At 73.0% G+C, this 15824-nt stretch carries 17 protein-coding genes; 7 read left to right on the top strand and 10 right to left on the bottom strand.

All coding sequences use genetic code 11. The features are described from left to right. Positions 1-119 precede the first annotated feature (119 nt). Positions 120-683: a hypothetical protein gene (locus ASD33_RS30485; RefSeq protein WP_056567790.1), complete on the top strand. Its 564-nt coding sequence runs from the start codon at positions 120-122 to the stop codon at positions 681-683. Between the two features lie 146 nt (positions 684-829). Here ASD33_RS30485 and ASD33_RS34660 read toward each other — a convergent pair whose 3' ends face one another. The 3 genes from ASD33_RS34660 to ASD33_RS30480 form a co-directional block, all read right to left on the bottom strand. Further along, positions 830-1000 (bottom strand): thiazolylpeptide-type bacteriocin, encoded by a 171-nt coding sequence (locus ASD33_RS34660; RefSeq protein WP_015036315.1) that lies wholly within the window; start codon positions 998-1000, stop codon positions 830-832. Between the two features lie 35 nt (positions 1001-1035). Beyond that, the gene (locus ASD33_RS34655; RefSeq protein WP_079045099.1) at positions 1036-1206 is read right to left on the bottom strand and encodes a thiazolylpeptide-type bacteriocin; all 171 of its coding nucleotides are present in this window, start codon (positions 1204-1206) and stop codon (positions 1036-1038) included. A gap of 152 nt (positions 1207-1358) precedes the next feature. Next, the gene (locus ASD33_RS30480; RefSeq protein ID WP_242426940.1) at positions 1359-3041 is read right to left on the bottom strand and encodes a SagB family peptide dehydrogenase; all 1683 of its coding nucleotides are present in this window, start codon (positions 3039-3041) and stop codon (positions 1359-1361) included. 410 nt (positions 3042-3451) lie between these two features. Here ASD33_RS30480 and ASD33_RS30475 point away from each other — a divergent pair, with 410 nt between their 5' ends. From ASD33_RS30475 to ASD33_RS30460, 4 genes are read left to right on the top strand one after another with little or no spacing between them, the layout of a single operon-like run. After that, the gene (locus ASD33_RS30475; RefSeq protein ID WP_056567788.1) at positions 3452-4912 is read left to right on the top strand and encodes a multicopper oxidase domain-containing protein; all 1461 of its coding nucleotides are present in this window, start codon (positions 3452-3454) and stop codon (positions 4910-4912) included. Positions 4913-4945: 33 nt separating this feature from the next. Beyond that, positions 4946-6607, top strand: a complete 1662-nt coding sequence (locus ASD33_RS30470; protein WP_056567784.1) for an AMP-binding protein — start codon at positions 4946-4948, stop codon at positions 6605-6607. After that, complete coding sequence (locus ASD33_RS30465; RefSeq protein ID WP_277922106.1) at positions 6604-7515, top strand: 2-amino-3,7-dideoxy-D-threo-hept-6-ulosonate synthase; 912 nt, start codon at positions 6604-6606, stop codon at positions 7513-7515. Before ASD33_RS30470 ends, ASD33_RS30465 begins: the two co-directional genes overlap by 4 nt. Before the next feature lie 15 nt (positions 7516-7530). After that, entirely contained in the window at positions 7531-8646 is a 1116-nt protein-coding gene (locus tag ASD33_RS30460; protein ID WP_056567781.1) for a 3-dehydroquinate synthase II family protein, read from the top strand. Positions 8647-8741: 95 nt separating this feature from the next. Here the strand turns inward: ASD33_RS30460 and ASD33_RS30455 are convergent, their stop codons facing one another. Beyond that, positions 8742-9347: a response regulator transcription factor gene (locus tag ASD33_RS30455; RefSeq protein ID WP_056567778.1), complete on the bottom strand. Its 606-nt coding sequence runs from the start codon at positions 9345-9347 to the stop codon at positions 8742-8744. Positions 9348-9397: 50 nt separating this feature from the next. Next, positions 9398-9925, bottom strand: a complete 528-nt coding sequence (locus tag ASD33_RS30450) for a hypothetical protein (RefSeq protein ID WP_056567776.1) — start codon at positions 9923-9925, stop codon at positions 9398-9400. Between the two features lie 142 nt (positions 9926-10067). Between ASD33_RS30450 and ASD33_RS30445 the strand changes: the two genes are divergently transcribed. Then, positions 10068-11066 carry a helix-turn-helix transcriptional regulator gene (locus ASD33_RS30445; RefSeq protein ID WP_242426938.1) on the top strand — a complete coding sequence of 333 codons (999 nt, stop codon included), beginning with the start codon at positions 10068-10070 and terminating at the stop codon, positions 11064-11066. A 43-nt stretch (positions 11067-11109) separates the two neighbouring features. Here the strand turns inward: ASD33_RS30445 and ASD33_RS30440 are convergent, their stop codons facing one another. From ASD33_RS30440 to ASD33_RS30430, 3 genes are all read right to left on the bottom strand, one after another. Beyond that, complete coding sequence (locus ASD33_RS30440) at positions 11110-11391, bottom strand: hypothetical protein (protein WP_157870097.1); 282 nt, start codon at positions 11389-11391, stop codon at positions 11110-11112. Between the two features lie 364 nt (positions 11392-11755). Continuing rightward, positions 11756-12664, bottom strand: a complete 909-nt coding sequence (locus ASD33_RS36855) for a CopD family protein (protein ID WP_056567770.1) — start codon at positions 12662-12664, stop codon at positions 11756-11758. Between the two features lie 68 nt (positions 12665-12732). Next, on the bottom strand, positions 12733-12948 hold the full coding sequence (locus tag ASD33_RS30430; protein ID WP_056567767.1) for an EF-hand domain-containing protein: 216 nt from the start codon (positions 12946-12948) through the stop codon (positions 12733-12735). Between the two features lie 73 nt (positions 12949-13021). Between ASD33_RS30430 and ASD33_RS30425 the strand changes: the two genes are divergently transcribed. After that, positions 13022-13660 carry an N-acetyltransferase gene (locus ASD33_RS30425; protein ID WP_056567763.1) on the top strand — a complete coding sequence of 213 codons (639 nt, stop codon included), beginning with the start codon at positions 13022-13024 and terminating at the stop codon, positions 13658-13660. Positions 13661-13664: 4 nt separating this feature from the next. Here ASD33_RS30425 and ASD33_RS30420 read toward each other — a convergent pair whose 3' ends face one another. Both ASD33_RS30420 and ASD33_RS30415 read right to left on the bottom strand, forming a co-directional pair. After that, a complete protein-coding gene (locus ASD33_RS30420; protein ID WP_056567760.1) occupies positions 13665-14891 on the bottom strand; it encodes a YncE family protein in 1227 nt (408 codons plus the stop codon). Beyond that, positions 14891-15658, bottom strand: a complete 768-nt coding sequence (locus tag ASD33_RS30415) for a polysaccharide deacetylase family protein (RefSeq protein ID WP_056567757.1) — start codon at positions 15656-15658, stop codon at positions 14891-14893. The genes ASD33_RS30420 and ASD33_RS30415 overlap by 1 nt, the downstream gene beginning before the upstream one ends. Positions 15659-15824: the final 166 nt, after the last annotated feature.

Raw genomic sequence — 15824 nt, 5'->3', positions numbered from 1 at the left:
ATGTGTCACCTTTTACGTGACGCTCGGGCCAGGGCTTCGCGCGACGCGGACGAGTCGGACTGGCTGAAAATAGACAACGCGGTCGGATCATCGGCGGACGCCGCTGTAGTGTCCGCGCCATGACTACGGAAACCACCGACGCCGAGTGCCTTGCACTCACGCGCAATCTGCGCCGCCGCGGCGCGATCGTCCTCGCCGTCTTCGCCCTCGTCTGGGCCTTCGCCGGCGGTTCGGGGATAGCGGCGGTGCCCGTCTCCGTCGCGGTCGGCGTGGTCGCGGCCGTCGTGACCGTCGGCGCGGTGGTGCTGGCCTTCCGGGGCACCGCGGGTCCGGTGACCCGCCTGGTGCGGCTCCCGGAGAAGTGGAACCGGGGCGTCGGCCTGGTCAACATGGCCGAACTGGTGGCGATCTTCGTGGTCATCGCCGCGTCGAACGCCTCGGGGCACCCGGAGTTCATCCCGGTCGGAATCTGCCTGGTCGTGGGGCTGCACTTCTTCCCGCTCGCGCGCCTCTTCGACCAGGGGCAGTACAAGTGGACCGCGGTCTTCCTGACGGCGGTCGCGCTGGTGGGGCTCGCCGTGCTGGCGGCCGGCACCACCGCCGAGACGATCCGCACGGTCGTGGGTCTCGGTGCGGCGCTCGTGCTGTGGGCCTCGTCCTTCCACGTCGCCCTGCGGGGCTGACGGGCCGGTCGCACCGCGGGCCGGCGGCCCGCGGGCCCGACGGGGAACACCCCGAACGACCCCTGACGCACGCAAGGATGCGCCGCCCGGCCGGAGCCGGGCGGTCGCATCCTTCGTGCGTCGTGCGTTCAGCCTCGGTTACTCGGTCAGCAGGCCGAGCAGGTGGAGGACGAGGACGACGAGGTGCCGATGGAACCGCTGGAGGCACCCATCTCCGGGAGGGCCACGCCCTGGGCGACCTCGAGGGTCTCCAGCTCCGCGACGTCGAAGTTGTCGAACGCGGCGTCGTCGCCGTTCTTGATGTCGTCGATGCTCATGGTGAGTTCCTTTCGGAGTTTCGGTCGGGGGAGGTTCAGCAGGCGGAGCAGGTGGAGGACGAGGAGGACGAGGTGCCGATCGAGCCGCTGGAGGCACCCATCTCCGGGAGGGCCACGCCCTGGGCGACCTCGAGGGTCTCCAGCTCCGCGACGTCGAAGTTGTCGAACGCGGCGTCGTCGCCCTGCTTGATGTCGTCGATGCTCATTCTGAATTCCTTTCCGAATTCTTCTCGGCAACCGTTCGGCTGCAACACCAATAATGCTGACCCGCCCTCGGGTGCACCAGCCTTTCCGGGGACCGCCTGACGTTTATCACGCCCGGAATAACGGTCGTCATGCCGAAAGGGCCGGCAAAGGATCAGGGATTCTCCGGCAGCGACCACTCGGGGCTGTTGAGCATCCGCCAGCCCTCCCCCGGCTCACCTGCGACGGAGTCGTCGGGGCGCCTGCTGCCGAGCAGGAAGTCGCCCACGGAGGACTCCTGGAGGTAGTCCAGGCCGAGCACCTCGGCGGACATGTCGGCATCGCCGTTGCCGAGGGCGCAGGGGGCCAGACCGAGGGCCGTCGCCACCAGGTACATCGTCTGGTAGAGCACCCCGGTGTGCCGGAGCGTGGTGGCGTAGGCGATGGCCCGGTACTTCCACGACATGCGCTGGAAGCGGGCCGTGACGGTGACGAGCACGTCGGGGCGCGCCTCCATGCCGGTGGCCCGTGAGGCGACGTGGAGAAGGGACTCGCGGGCCGCCTCGTCCACGTTGCGCAGGACGAGCCGGTGGCCGACGGGGTCGTAGTAGTAGACGCCGGGTGCCAGTCCCTCGCAGCGGCGCACGGTGACGTACAGCTCCAGCTCGTAGCCCTGCCCGCCGCTGGGGTAGGGCCGCGAGACGACCTCGTCGCGCTCGCCGCCCGGCTCCGGCGTGTAGTGGGCGCGGACGCGGGCCACCCGGTAGAGGAACTCCCCCAGCTGGCGCGCGGTCATCTCCCGGTCGCCGTAGCCCCGGATGGAGCGCCGGGTCTCGATGGCGGTGGTGAGGGAGGGGTCGCGCTCGGCGATCTCCTCCCGGGTCGGCCGGTACAGGGGCACGGCGGGGCCCTCGGGGACCGGGCGCACGGCCGGCCGGGGCTCGATGGCGCCGCGGTGCGGGTAGACGGCGCCGAACACGTCGTCGTAGCGGCCGGAGCGGATGCGCGAGTGGAAGAGGAGGTCGTGGAAGTCCCACTGGCGCAGGACGGGTTCGGCGTCCGAGGCGAAGGCGCCGTCCTCGTCGGCGAGTTCGGCGAACCCCGCGCCCACGAGGTGGCCGAGCAGGTCGGCGGTGCCGGTGGCGGCGAGGCCCGCGTCCGCGCCGAGGCGGGCCGGGGTGCCGGGCTCGCCGAGCGCGGCGGCGAGCGCCCGCGCCGCCGGGTCGGTGAGCACGGCACGGAACCTGACGAGCGGCGATTCGAGGACGAGGGCGCCTTCGCGGGTACGGCAGAAGGCGAAGCGGGAGAGGCGGACGGTCGCGCCGGCGGGGACGGCGACCGGGTGGTAGGCGGCGTCGCGGGCCACCGGCTCCAGCCGGAGCAGCTCCCGGCCGCCCCGCCTCCCTTCCCCCTCGTCCGCTCCCTCGCCCTCTCCCTCGCTCCGGGCGAGGACGGCGTGGGCGACCAGGTGCCGGGCCCGGTCGAGGACCCGCTCGAACTGGACGCGCTCGGCGGGTCGCAGCCCCGCGTACAACTCCTCGGCGGGCAGGGGCCCTTCGGCGAGCCGCTCCAGGGCGGTCCGGACGCCGCCCCGGACGGGACGGAGGGAGAGGGAGGTGACGGGCCCGGCGAGGGTGGCGACGTCGCCGTCGGCCGGGGAGAAGTGCACCCGCACCCCGCCGGTGAACGCCGGGACGGCGCGGGCGGGTCCGAGCGGCCGCCCGCCCGCTTCCGCGATGTCCGACGCCGTCTGCGCGGCCCGGGCGGCCTGCTCCGTGTGCGCGGCTCCGGCGGCCTGCTCCGTCTGGACGGCCTGCCCGGTCTGTGTCGTCTGTCGTGTCGTCTGCGTGGTCTGCACGGTGCCTCCGGTGCGCGGGGATGACGGTCCGGCGCCGGGGCCGTGCGGGCCCCGGGGGCCGGCGGACGGAAGGCGCCGTACGCAGGGCAGACGCCGAGCGACACTCTCGCGCGGCCGGCACCCGGCCGGTCCCCGTCGCCGGGAACCGGTGACATTTCCCGGCGGAGGCGTGACGGACGGCATCGCGCGCCGTGACGCGCGTCATCCCGGATTCCCCGGTTCCCGTTCCCACTGGCCGGAATGACCGAGGTCATCGATCGCATGACACATGCAAGCACCGGCGCGAAGCCGCTCGGAGTTCCGCCCTTTCACACCCATGCTCGGAGAACGAATTCACCACCGTTCGGAAGCACCTGCCGAATCCCCTCCGGACCGTCGTTCCGGGAAAACCGTCACGTTAGGAATCCGCTGTGTTCTCTCGCCGCCATGCGATACGACTCGGACTCACCGCCGGTGCCGTCGGCGCTGTCGGCGCGGCCGGCGGGGTGTTCCAGAGCCTCACGTCCGGCACGCCGGCGGTGGCCGCCGAGCCCCCGCCGGGCCCGCCCGCGGTCACCCCGTTCACCGTGCCGCTGCCGCGGCCGCGGGTCCTCGCCCCGTACCGGAGGACCCGCTCGGCCGACTACTACGCGGTCACCATGCGCCGGGCCCGGGTGGAGATCCTGCCCGGTCTGCGGACCGAGGTCCTGACGTACAACGGCACCTTCCCGGGCCCCACGATCCGGGCCCGCAGCGGCCGCACGGCCGTCGTGAAGCAGATCAACGGCCTGTCCGCGCCGACCTCGGTCCATCTGCACGGCGGGGCCAACCCGCAGGACCAGGACGGCGGGATGATGGACCTGATCCAGCCGGGCGCGTCGAAGACCTACGTGTACGCCAACCGCCAGGTCGGCGCCACCCTGTGGACCCACGACCACGCCCACCACCTGGAGTCCGAGCACGTCTACCGGGGCCTCTCCGGGCTCTACCTCCTCGGCGACGAGGCCGAGGACGCGCTCGGGCTGCCCTCGGGGCCGTACGAGGTGCCGCTGATCCTGCGGGACGCGCACTTCGACGCCGCGGGCCGGATGGTCTACACGATGGACGACTCCCTCAACCGCACGACCATCCTGGTCAACGGCGCCCCGTGGCCGCACCTGAAGGTCAAGGCCCGCAAGTACCGCTTCCGGATGGTCAACTCCTGCAACCTGCGGATCTTCGTGATGGCGCTCTCCGACGGCAGCCCCATCGTCCACATAGGCTCGGACGGCGGGCTGCTCCCGGCGCCCGCGCCGTCCCCGGTGGTCGTCCTCTCCCCCGGCGAGCGCGCCGACTTCGTCATCGACTTCTCGCGGTACGCCCCGGGCACCCAGGTCACCCTGTCGAACATGCTGGGCCCCGGCCCCACCGAACTCGTCGGGCAGATCATGCGCTTCGACGTCGAGGAGCGGGTCGAGGACACCAGCCGGGTGCCGGACGTGCTGACCACCCTGCCGGCGCTGCCCACCCCGACCGTCGAGCGCAGCTTCGAGCTGCGGATGGACGAGCCGGGCACCGGCCACCTCGCGTACATCAACGAGAAGACCTTCGACCACGACCGGATCGACACCGAGATCGCCTGGGGCTCCACCGAGGTGTGGACGGTCAAGAACACCAGCACGACCGTGCCGCACAACTTCCACACGCATCTGGTCCAGTTCCGCATTCTCGAACGGGACGGAATGCCGGTCTATCCGGCGGAGGCCGGACTCAAGGACACCGTCCTCCTCTTCCCGGGACAGACCGCGAAACTCCAGCTGACCTTCGACACGCATCGCGGGGTCTTTCCGTACCACTGCCACATGATCGACCACAGCGCCATGGGAATGATGGCGCAGATGCGCATTTCCTGACCGGACGACTCCCCTTTCCAGAAAGGAGGAACCATGTACGTACGCCGCATTCTCGAAGCGCTCGGAAAGGACCCCGGGCGCGTGGTGGTGCACCGCGCCGACGAGGCCGTCACCGCCGGCCGGCTCGCGGGTTCGGTACGGGCCGCCGCGGCCCTGCTGCACTCCCGCGGCGTCCGGCCCGGTGACACCGTCGCCGTGCTCACCGGCCCGAACCGGCCGGTGATGCTCGGCGCCCGGTACGCCGTCCATCTCCTGGGCGCCACCTCCGTGTACGTACGGTCGATGAACCCGCGGACCGACACGGAGACCTTCTCGGTCGCCACCCAGGCCCAACTCCTGGAGGACCTGGGGGTGTCGGTGCTGCTCGTCGACGACGAGAGCGCCGAGCGCGGCGAATGGCTCACCCGCCGCGTCCCGGCCGTCACCGCGCTGACCGTCCCCTGGGAGACCGGACCGACGGCCGCCCCCGTAGCACCATTGCCGGGCCGGCTTCCCGACCCCCGCCCCGACGACCTCGCCACCGTCGAGTTCACCAGCGGGAGCACCGGTCGGCCCAAGATGGTCGCCCAGCGGTACGACACCCGCGAGGAGCTCGTCAGCCGGCTCGCCCATGGCCTCGATCCCCGGGGACCCGCGACGCTGCTGTCCGTCACACCGATCAGCCACACGACCGCGCCGATGGCCGACGCCGTGCTCGCGAGCGGCGGAGTGGTCGTGCTGCACGACGAGTTCGACGCCGGGGACGTCCTGGACGCCTTCGAGCGGCACGGGGTCACCGACGTCTACCTCGCCGTCCCGCACCTCTACCGCCTCCTGGACCATCCGGCGGCCCCGCTCACCGACCTGGCCTCGCTCCGCCGCATCACCTACAGCGGCACCCCGGCGGCGCCGGAGCGGGTGGCGCGGGCCGTGGAGCTCTTCGGCGACGTGCTCATCCAGGTGTACGGGACGACGGAGGCGGGCGGCATCAGCAGCCTCAACCCGCTGGACCACCGCGAGCCGGAGCTGCTGGGCTCGGCGGGCCGCCCCTTCCCCTGGGTGCGGGTGGAGATCCGCGGCCCCGGCGGCGGCCCGCAGGTGGAGCGGGGGGTGCCGGGCGAGATCTGGATCAGCTCGCCCACCGTCACCGCCGGCTACCTCGGCGACGAGGAACGCACCGGGACGGTCTTCCGCGACGGCTGGCTGTGCACCGGCGACCTGGGGTACTGGGACCGCTACGGCTACCTCCGGCTGGACGGCCGGGTGGGCGACGTGATCAAGCACGGCGGGCTGAAGCTGGACCCGGCCGCCATCGAGGAGGCGCTGATGCGCCATCCGCAGGTGCGCCAGGCCACGGTGTTCGGGGTGCGCGACCGCGACTGGGTGGAGCAGGTGCACGCGGCCGTCGAGCTGCACTCGGGGGCCGGTCACACCTCCTGCGACCTGCGGGGGTACGTCTCCGCCGCGCTGACCCCCGAGCACACGCCGGTCCGCGTCTCGGTCTGGCCGAAGCTCCCCCTCACCCCCTCGGGCAAACCGGACCGCGCCTATCTGCGCTCCGTCTCTCCACCGGACCCCGCTGCCCCGGACGCGCCGGCCGGACCGGCCCTCAGCTCCCCGCGCGGAGCCACCGCGCGGGCCGACCCGGTCCGCGCGCGCGGACCGGGTCACCAGCCCGATCACGCCTCCTCGCGAACCAGAAAGGGCGTCCCATGACCGGATTCGGCCACTTCGCCCGGTCGCTGCGGCTACGGCGGCTCTACCGCCACAGCACGGCCGGCCTGATGATCACCCCTCTCGACCACTCGATCCACGACGGTCCCGTGGTGCCGAAGGGCACCACGCTCGACCAGCTCGCGGCCCGGATCGCGGCCGGCGGCGCCGACGCCGTCGTCGTGCACAAGGGCAGCGTCCGCCACATCAGCCCGGAGCGGTTCGCCGCGATGTCGCTGATCATCCACCTCAACGCGAGCACCAGCCAGGCGCTCGACCCCCACGCCAAGTACGTCGTCGCCGGCGTCGAGGAGGCCCTGCGCCTGGGCGCGGACGCGGTCAGCGTCCACGTCAACCTCGGCTCCGACGACGAGCGGCAGCAGATCGGCGACCTCGGCCGGATCGCCGACGCCTGCGACCGCTGGAACCTGCCGCTGCTCGCGATGGTGTACCCGCGCGGGCCGCGGATCAGCGACCCCCGGGACCCGGCGGTCGTCGCGCACGCCGTGACGATCGCCGCGGACCTCGGCGCGGACCTGGTCAAGACCGTCTTCCTCGGATCCACCGCGGAGATGCTCGACCTGACCGCGGCCTGCCCGGTGCCGGTGCTCGTCGCCGGCGGACCCGCCCTGGAGAAGGAGGAGGACGTCCTGGCCTATGTCAGGGACGCCATCGCCGGAGGGGCGGGCGGGGTGGCCATGGGCCGCAACATCTTCCAGGCCAAGGACCCGCGCGCGCTGGCGGCCAAGGTCGCCCGGATCGTGCACCACTTCCCCGAACAGCACTTCGCCACGGTCCCGTTCGGCACGCCGGACGGCGGCGGGGAACGGCTTCACAGCGAACGCCTCACCCCCGACCACCTGGACGGCGCACCGCTCGACGGCCCGTCCCTTCACCTCACCACCACCTGACAGGAGGTCCGCATCATGACGGAAACCAAGCTGTGCTGGCTCGACGTCCGCGAGGCCGGCGCCGCCACCGCCGCCGTGCTGGAAGAAGCCGTGCACCAGAAGATCGACGGCATCGTCGCCGCCGACCCGGCCGTGTTCGCCGGTCTGCCGCCCACCGTGCGCAAGGTCCTGCTCTTCGAGGACGGCGTCACGTCCCTCCCCGCCGACCTCGGCGGCGTCGACGTGGTGATCGTGCCCGGTCCGCGCGACGGCCGCGCCGAGCTCGAAGCCGCCCACCCGGACGTCCGGTTCGGGCGGTACGTCGAGATCGTCGACGCCGACACCCTGGAGGACGCCTGCCTGGCGGCGCGTCTGGAGGCGTGGAGCGTCCTCGACTTCCGCGACCCCACGAAGATCCCGCTGGAGATCGTGATCGCGGCCGCCTCGGGCGCGCCCGGTGCGATCGTGACGACGGCCGCCGACACCGAGGAGGCCGAGATCCTGTACGGCGTCCTGGAGCACGGTTCGGACGGGGTTCTGATGCGGGGCCGCACGGTCGGCGACGCGACGGCCCTGCGGACGGCGGCGACCGCGCACGGCGGCGAGATCTCCCTGGTCGAGCTGGAGGTCACCGCGACCACCCACATCGGCATGGGCGAGCGTGCCTGTGTCGACACCACGACCCACTTCCGCAAGGACGAGGGCATCCTGGTGGGCTCCCACTCCAAGGGCATGGTCCTGTGCGTCAGCGAGACCCACCCGCTGCCGTACATGCCGACCCGCCCGTTCCGGGTGAACGCGGGCGCCCTCCACTCGTACACCGTGGGGCAGAACGGCCGCACCCACTACCTGAGCGAGCTGCACGCCGGCAGTTCGGTCCTGGCGGTCGACGTCGACGGGCGCACCCGCCCGGTCAGCGTCGGCCGGGTGAAGATCGAGACCCGTCCGCTGATCTCGATCGACGCGGTCGCGCCCAGCGGCCAGACGGTCAACCTGATCCTCCAGGACGACTGGCACGTGCGGGTCCTCGGACCCGGCGCCTCGGTGCTCAACAGCACCGAACTCAAGCCGGGCGACCGCATCCTGGGGCACCTGCCGACGGCCGACCGTCACGTGGGATACCCGATCAACGAGTTCTGCCTGGAGAAGTAGGAGCGCACGGAGCGCCCTGCTCCACCACGTCGTGAAGCCCCGCCCCGGCACCTCCTGTGCCGGGGCCGGCGCGCGTCCGGCCCTCCGCCGCCCGCTCACAGCAGCCCGCACTCCGCCGCGATGCGCGCGGCGTCGAAGCGGTTGCGGCCGCCGAGCTTCTTGATCGCCGCCGAGGTGAGGTTCCGTACCGTCCCCGCCGCGAGGTACAGCTCGCCCGCGATCTCCTTGACCGTCGCCCCGCCCGCCGTGAGCCGCAGCACGTCCGTCTCGCGGACGCTGAGCACCGCGTCGCCGGACGCCGGGGTCCGCAGCAGCCCCGGGTCGACCGTGAGGCAGCCGCCCGCCACCCCGACCAGGGTGGTGATGAGCTGCGGCAGCCGGGCCGTCTTCGGTACGACTCCGAGGGCACCGGCGGCCACCGCCCGGTCGACCACGGACGGCGTGGCCGAGCCGACCATCAGCGCGACCCCGCAGTTCGGGTGGTGCGAGCGCACCTCGGTCGCCGCGTGCAGCGCCTTGCCCCCCATGGTGGACTCGCCGAGCAGCAGGACGGTGGGCCGGTGCCGCTGGACGGCGGGCAGCACCGCCTCGAAGGTCGTGGCGAGCCCCACGACGTCCAGGCCGTTGGTGCCGTTCAGGGTCTCGGCGAAGGCTTCCAGGACCAGTTGGTGGTCACCGGCCACGACGACGCGAATGGACATCTCTCTCCCCCGTGGTGACTTCTGTGTCGGCGGCCCTCGCGGGCCGGCGGTCAGCGGCTGGTCGCCCGTGCCGGGCCGGTGGCCAGGCCGTCGACGACCGAGCGGATCCAGTCGCGGTCCTCGGCCGTCGTGCCGTCGGGCCCGGTGGCGGCGGCCGGTGTCCGCTCGATGTGCCGGGCGCCGGACGGCAGCGCGGCGGCGAGGGCGGCCGAGAGGCCGCGGAAGGCGTTCCGCAGTTCTCCGGTGGCGTCCGGCGGCGGCAGGACGACGACGGCGGCGCCGACCGGGCCGATGTCGGCGGCGATCTGGCCGGGCAGCCGGCCGGCCTCGGCGGGGTCGCCGGCGGCGATCCGGTACGGCAGGGCCACCAGACCGGCGTCGGTGAGGGCCTTGCAGAGGAAGGCCGCGTTGGTGGCGGCGTCGTCGCCGCGGTCCGGGTGGCCGGCGCCGACGACGGCGACGGTCGCCCCCGCGGAGCAGAGGCGGGTGGTGAGTTCCCGGCCGATGCCGGTGGTGGCGTCGACGACCAGGACGACGAGGCCGTCGAGCCGAGGCGGGGAGGAACCGGTCTGGAGCACGTGGACTCCCTTTCGAGGCGGTCGTCGACGGGGTAGCGTGATGATCGTGTCAATGGGGTGAATCGGGTGGCTCCGGTGAGGGAGCGAGGGGCACTCGGGTTCCGGGCCCTCCGCCCTCGACAGGGCCGGGGGCGGAATGACCATGGGGGGGCACCACGTGGACGAGGTCTCGTCGCTCGATCAGCACACACTGGGCGTGTACCGCGCGATCCTGTTCCACAAGGAGCAGGACCCCGGGCGTCTCGCGGAACTCCTCGGCTGTACGCACGAGAAGGTCGAGGAGGCCCTGGAACTCCTGACGCGCCTGTCGCTGCTCGCCCCCTCCCGGGACAGTCCGGGCCTGATGCGGGCGGTGAACCCCTCGCTCGGTCTGAAGGTGCTGCTCCAGCGGGAGGAGCGCGAACTCGCCTCGCGGCAGCAGCGGATCGAGCAGAACCGTGCCGCGCTCGCCGCGCTCGCGGCCGAGTACACGGCCTCAGGCCGGTCGGGCGGCCCGGACGGGGCGGAGCACCTCGACAACGTCGACGACATCCGCACCCGGCTGGAGGCGCTGGCCGAGTCCTGTACGCACGAGTCGCTGGCCTTCCATCCCGGCAAGGCCCTCACGGAGGAGTCCGTCGAGGCCGGCCGGCCGCTGAACGAGCGGGCGATGGAGCGGGGCGTCCGCTTCCGGACCATCTATCTGGACAGCGTCGCGGGTGACCGGGTCACCCGGGCGCACGCCCAGTGGATGGCGGAGCGCGGCAGCGAGATACGCACCTCGCCGACGCTGCCGATGCGGCTGCTCATCGTGGACACCACGGCGGCGGTCGTCGCCGGGCTGCCGGGTCAGGCCCAGCCGTCCGCGCTGCTGTTCAGCAGCCAGCCGGTGGTCCTGGCCATGCGCGCCCTGTTCGAGGCCTACTGGGAGCACGCCGCCCCGCTGGACGGTCCCGGGGACGCCCTGCCGGGTGGGCTCACGCCGCAGGAGCGCAAGCTGCTCCAACTGTTGGCGAGCGGTCTGACCGACGAGGCCGTGGCGCGTGCGCTGGGCATCGGGGTGCGGACGGAGCGGCGGATCGTGGCCGACCTGATGGAGCGGCTGGGGGCGTCGAGCCGGTTCGAGGCGGGGGTGCAGGCGACCCGCCGGGAGTGGATCTGAAGCGGGGCGGCGGCCCCGGCGGCGGTCATGAGGTGCATGGCGGTCACTCCCCGGGGGCGATCGGCCAGACGAAGTCGTCCGGGAAGTCGCCGACGCAGGGCAGCTGGGGGACGCCGGGCAGCGGCGGGAGGACGCAGGGGATCTCCGGCATCTGCGGCTTGGGCGGCGTCGGCCAGACGAAGTCGTCCCCACCCTGGGCGACGGTCTGCGGCGCGGAGGGCGCGGCGGGCGCGGCGGCGGCCGGGGAGGCCATCAGGAAGCCTCCGAGGACGGCGGCGGCGAGGGTGGCGAGGACGGTGGGGACGCGGCGGGAGCGACAGGACACGGTGGTCTCCATTTCCGTGGGCGGCAGCGGTACGGGTGTGGTGCGTGTGCGTGTCGGTGGTTCCTCGGCGGCCGGTGGTTTTTCGCCGTCCCGGCCGCACACCTAGAGGAAATCACCGTGGGGGCCCGGCTGTCCGCTTCCGGACAGGCCAGGAAGCTGCCTGGCAATGAGCTGCCTCACGACCTGCGGGAAAACCGGAGGCGTACTCCGAGCGGACCCCCTTGTTCCGGCCAAAGGGCCAGGTGAGGGGGCGCCCGGCGAACCGGCTCGCGCCGGGCAGGGTTCCGGCCACGGGCATGTGCGGCAGCGAGTTGCCGAGGGGGAGTACCGCCGGCGGCCCCCGCCGGACTTCGGGCGGAGCCCGTCAGGGTGTGAGGCCGTGCGGGTTGGGCACCACCGTGAGCAGCGCCGAGACGAGGACGATCCCCGCGAGGACGGACGCCTCCACGCGCGCGGGTGCCTGGGCGTTCCCGCCGGACATCAGCCGTCCCCGGGCGGCGAGCGCCAGCAGGCTCGCCCCGCCGAACAGCACCAGCTTCAGCAGCAGGACCCGTCCGTAGGCGGTGCTCATGACGGCGTCGGGCGGCAGCTTGCGCAGGGTCGACACGGTGCCGGTGACGGCGAGGGCCCCGTACACCCAGGCGGCCATCCGGGCGTACCGGCGGAGCACGTCCCGCCCGCCGCCCCGGAGCCGCATGGTGCGCAGCACGTACAGGAGCGTGCCGGTCCACAGCGAGGCGGCGGTGAGGTGGACGAGGGTGAGGCCGGTCCCCAGGAGCGGCTGGTTCGTCTCGGGGTGGGCGCGCAGCGCCTCGGCCCCGACGGCGAGGGCGAGCGGGAGCACGGCGAGCCCGGGGCGCCGGGAGGCGGCGCAGAGGGCGGCCAGCACGAAGGCGTTGGCGGTGACGAGCAGGAGGCGGCCCTCGCGCAGGCCGTACACCACGCTCGGGCTCAGTCCGCTGACGGCGGTGAAGAGCAGCAGGAGTCCGGCGGAGGCGGCCGCGGCGAGGAGGGCGGCGGGGGCGGACCAGGCGCGGGGCCGTGGTCCTTCGCCGGCGAGCCGGCGTCCGGCGAGTTCGCCGACGTGCACGGCCAGACCGGTGAGCACGAGGAGCCGCAGCACCGTGGTGGTGCCCGCGGCGGGTATCCGGAGCTCGCCCGTACCCGTCTGGGCGAGGCCGGTGCCCAGCAGGGCGAAGCCGAGGACGACGGCAGAGGCGAGGACCGCCGCTGTCAGACGGCTCGGAGTACCAAGGGGTCCGGGAAGCGTCACCGGACGATCGTCACCGAGCCCGGGACGGGCGGCAACTCAGCGTTGCCCCGCCCGTCCGGGCCGGCGGGTCAGGCCTTGTTGTAGTGCGCCCAGAACTCGTCCCAGGAGAGCACGCCGTCGCCGTTGTCGTCGCGCTGCTTGATGAGCACCTCGGCGACCGACTCGGTGACGTTGAAGTCACCGTGCTGCGCCATGAGGCTCTTGTACTCCGCGGCGGTGATGAAACCGTCCCCGTCGGCGTCGAACTTGTTGAATGCCGTGCGTGCCGACTCGATGTCCGCCACTGCTTCGCCCCTTCTCGGTGCTTCTCTGACGGGGGTCAGATTAGCTGGCCCGGCCCTGCCGGATGATGGGGGTATGAGCGACGAGCTGGCAGTGATCATGGCGGCGGCGGCCCGCGGGGAGTTTCCCGCTCCGGACGGGTCGACGACGGTGGTGCCGCAGCCGAACCCCCGGGACGCCGGGGTGCTGGCCTTCACCGCCCATTCGGTGGTCTTCACGGACGCCGACCCGGAGTGGATACGGGCCGAGCCGGCGGCCACGGCGAGCGACCCGCTGGCGGCGAGCATGAACCCGGCCTTCCTGCTCGCGCTGATGGCGCACACGGGCCGGCGGATGAACACGATCGACCTGCTCACCGCGGCGGACGCGCTCCCCGGCCCGCCGCCGCTGGAGCTGCGGGAGATCCAGGATCCGGCGCACCCCCGGGTCGCGCGGGCGCTGAAGTTCCGCGACGAGGTCCGGGTGTGGGCGGCGGACGGCGGTCTCGTGCTGCTCGGCCGGGGTGTGGCGGGCCGCTGGGAGGCGGCGGTCGAGGTGGACGAGGGGGTACGCCACCGGGGGCTGGGCCGCGCCCTGGCGACGGCGGCCCGCCACCTCACGCCGGACTCCGTGGTCTGGGCCCAGCAGTCCCCGGGCAACGCCCGGAGCGTCCGGGCCTTCCAGGCGGCGGGTTACCGCCCGGTGGCCTCGGAGGCGCTGCTGGTCGCGGGCTGACCCGCTACCGGAAGATCCCGGTGTGGCCGAGCGAGTAGCGGCCCGGCTGCGGGTAGACGGCGAGGCCGTGGGGGCCGCTGCCGACCGGGATGCGGGCCAGCTGACGGCCGGTCGTGGTGTCGATGGCGTACACCTCGGAGTCGTAGCGGCCGGAGAGCCACAGGACCTTGCCGTCGGCGGAGACCCCTCCCATGTCGGGGGAGCCGCCGTCGGGCAGGTGCCACTTCTTGGTCAGCCTGTTCTTCTCGAAGTCGAAGACGGAGACCGTGCCCTCGCCGCGGTTGGAGATGTACATCTCGCGCGAGTCCCGGCCGACGTAGAGGCCGTGGCAGCCCTTGCCGGTGGGCAGCAGGGTGGGGGTGGTGAACTTCTCGCCGTCCAGGACCCACATGCCGTGGGCCATCATGTCGGCGACGTAGAAGGTCCTGCCGTCCGGGGAGATCTTCACGTCCTGCGGCATGGCGCCCTCGAAGGGCAGTTTCTGCTGGCCGATCACCTCCATCTTCTCGGTGTCGACCTTGAGCAGTTCGCCGGAGAACTCGCAGGAGACGACGAAGTAGCGCCCGTCGGCGGAGAAGTCGGCGTGGTTGACGCCGTAGCAGCTCACCGGGACGGTCTTCTTCCGTTCCATCGTGTGCGGGTCGCGGAAGACCAGCTCGCGGTCGAGCGAGGCCATCACGATCGCGTACTTGCCGTTGGGCGTGAAGTAGAGGTTGTACGGGTCGTGGACCTCGACCGGTTTGCCGGCGACGCCGGTGGCGGGGTCGATCGGGGTGAGCGTGTGGCCCCGGTTGTTGTTGACCCAGAGGGTCTTCATGTCCCAGGAGGGCACGACGTGCTGGGGCTGGTTGCCGACGGGGATGGTCTCGACGACCTGGTAGGTCGCGGGGTCGATGACCGAGACGGTGTTGGAGGCGGTGTTGGGGACGTAGACCCGGGAGGGGAAGTTCCTGACGACCGGGGAGAGCCGGTCGGGCCGGTCGGCGGCGTAGACGTCCTTCGGGTCGAGCGGCGGCGGCATCCCGGGGAGCCCGGCGGGTGCGGCGGCCGGTTCGGGTACGGCGGGGGCGGCGGCCTTCTTCACGGCGCCGGCGCCCTCCCCCGGGTCGCCGCCGCCGCAGCCGGCGAGGCCGAGGAGGAGGGCGGCGGCGAGGAGGGCCCTGGTCCGCGGTGCGAGGCGCCCCGGTGTGCGGTGGTTCCGTGCGCGGTGGCTCTGCGTGGGGTGTGCCATCAGGTCAGCAGCTCCGTGGTGGTGACCGCGCGCAGGCCGCGGCGGTCGAGGTCGGCGAGGAGGAGGGGCAGCGCGGCGGCGGTGTCCGGGTAGCCGAAGTGCAGGCTGACGACGGAGCCGGCGCGGACCGTGCCGGTGACGTTGCGGACGACGGCCGGGGCTCCTGGCGAGGTGAAGTCGAGGGAGTCGACGTCGTACGAGAGGGCGTGCGGGTATCCGGCCCGCCGGGCGGCGCGCAGGACGGCGGGGGAGGCGTGCTGGGTGCGGGAGGGCCGGAACCAGGTGCCGATGGAGCCGGTGAGCCGGCGCAGCCGGGCGGCGCAGGCGGCGATCTCGGCGTGCGCCTCGTCCTCGGTCATGGCGTTGATGTCGATGTGGCGCTGGGTGTGGTTGCCGAGGTCGTGTCCGCCGTCGAGGACGCGGCGGGCCAGGTCGGGGTGGGCGTCGAGCCAGCTGCCGACGGCGAGGACGGTGACGCGGGCGCCGGCCTTCTCGGCCTGGCCGAGGAGGGTCCTGGCGAGCGCGGGATCGCCCTGGCCGTGGAAGGTGAGGGCGACGCGGGGCCGGTCGCGGGGGCCGTGGGCGATCTCGGCGGGCTGTCCGGGGAGGCGCCGGGGCGCCGGGGCCGCGTGGGGTGCGGGGGCGGGGCGCCGGGGCGCGGGGGCGGCGGCGGGGCGGGGCTCCGTGCCGCAGGCGGTGGCGAGGGCTCCCGCGAGGGCGGCGGCCGCGCCCGCCCGGAGGATTCCTCGGCGGTCGGTCGGCTTCACGCGACCATTCAAGGACAGGAATGCCCGATTTATTACGATTAGGCCAATTCAGGACGTTTGCGGGCTTCGAAGGAGCGTCCAGCATGCGGACGAGCCCCGGAAACAACCCATGAACCGCATAGTCATTCATTGTTTGCAAGGCGAGTGCCGCACGTCACCAATGATT

This window comes from Streptomyces sp. Root1304 (assembly GCF_001426405.1).
In the GTDB taxonomy this organism is placed as follows: Bacteria; Actinomycetota; Actinomycetes; order Streptomycetales; family Streptomycetaceae; genus Streptomyces.
Note: the sequence above shows the minus strand (reverse complement) of the source record. Positions and strands in the feature narration are given on the sequence as shown.

Excerpts from the sequence above, each read along its gene's own strand:
- ASD33_RS30485 (WP_056567790.1), top strand. The coding sequence starts at position 120 with ATGACTACGGAAACCACCGACGCCGAGTGCCTTGCACTCACGCGCAAT.
- ASD33_RS34660 (WP_015036315.1), bottom strand. The coding sequence starts at position 1,000 with ATGAGCATCGACGACATCAAGAACGGCGACGACGCCGCGTTCGACAAC.
- ASD33_RS34655 (WP_079045099.1), bottom strand. The coding sequence starts at position 1,206 with ATGAGCATCGACGACATCAAGCAGGGCGACGACGCCGCGTTCGACAAC.
- ASD33_RS30470 (WP_056567784.1), top strand. The coding sequence starts at position 4,946 with ATGTACGTACGCCGCATTCTCGAAGCGCTCGGAAAGGACCCCGGGCGC.
- ASD33_RS30465 (WP_277922106.1), top strand. The coding sequence starts at position 6,604 with ATGACCGGATTCGGCCACTTCGCCCGGTCGCTGCGGCTACGGCGGCTC.
- ASD33_RS30460 (WP_056567781.1), top strand. The coding sequence starts at position 7,531 with ATGACGGAAACCAAGCTGTGCTGGCTCGACGTCCGCGAGGCCGGCGCC.
- ASD33_RS30455 (WP_056567778.1), bottom strand. The coding sequence starts at position 9,347 with ATGTCCATTCGCGTCGTCGTGGCCGGTGACCACCAACTGGTCCTGGAA.
- ASD33_RS30445 (WP_242426938.1), top strand. The coding sequence starts at position 10,068 with ATGGGGGGGCACCACGTGGACGAGGTCTCGTCGCTCGATCAGCACACA.
- ASD33_RS30425 (WP_056567763.1), top strand. The coding sequence starts at position 13,022 with ATGAGCGACGAGCTGGCAGTGATCATGGCGGCGGCGGCCCGCGGGGAG.
- ASD33_RS30420 (WP_056567760.1), bottom strand. The coding sequence starts at position 14,891 with ATGGCACACCCCACGCAGAGCCACCGCGCACGGAACCACCGCACACCG.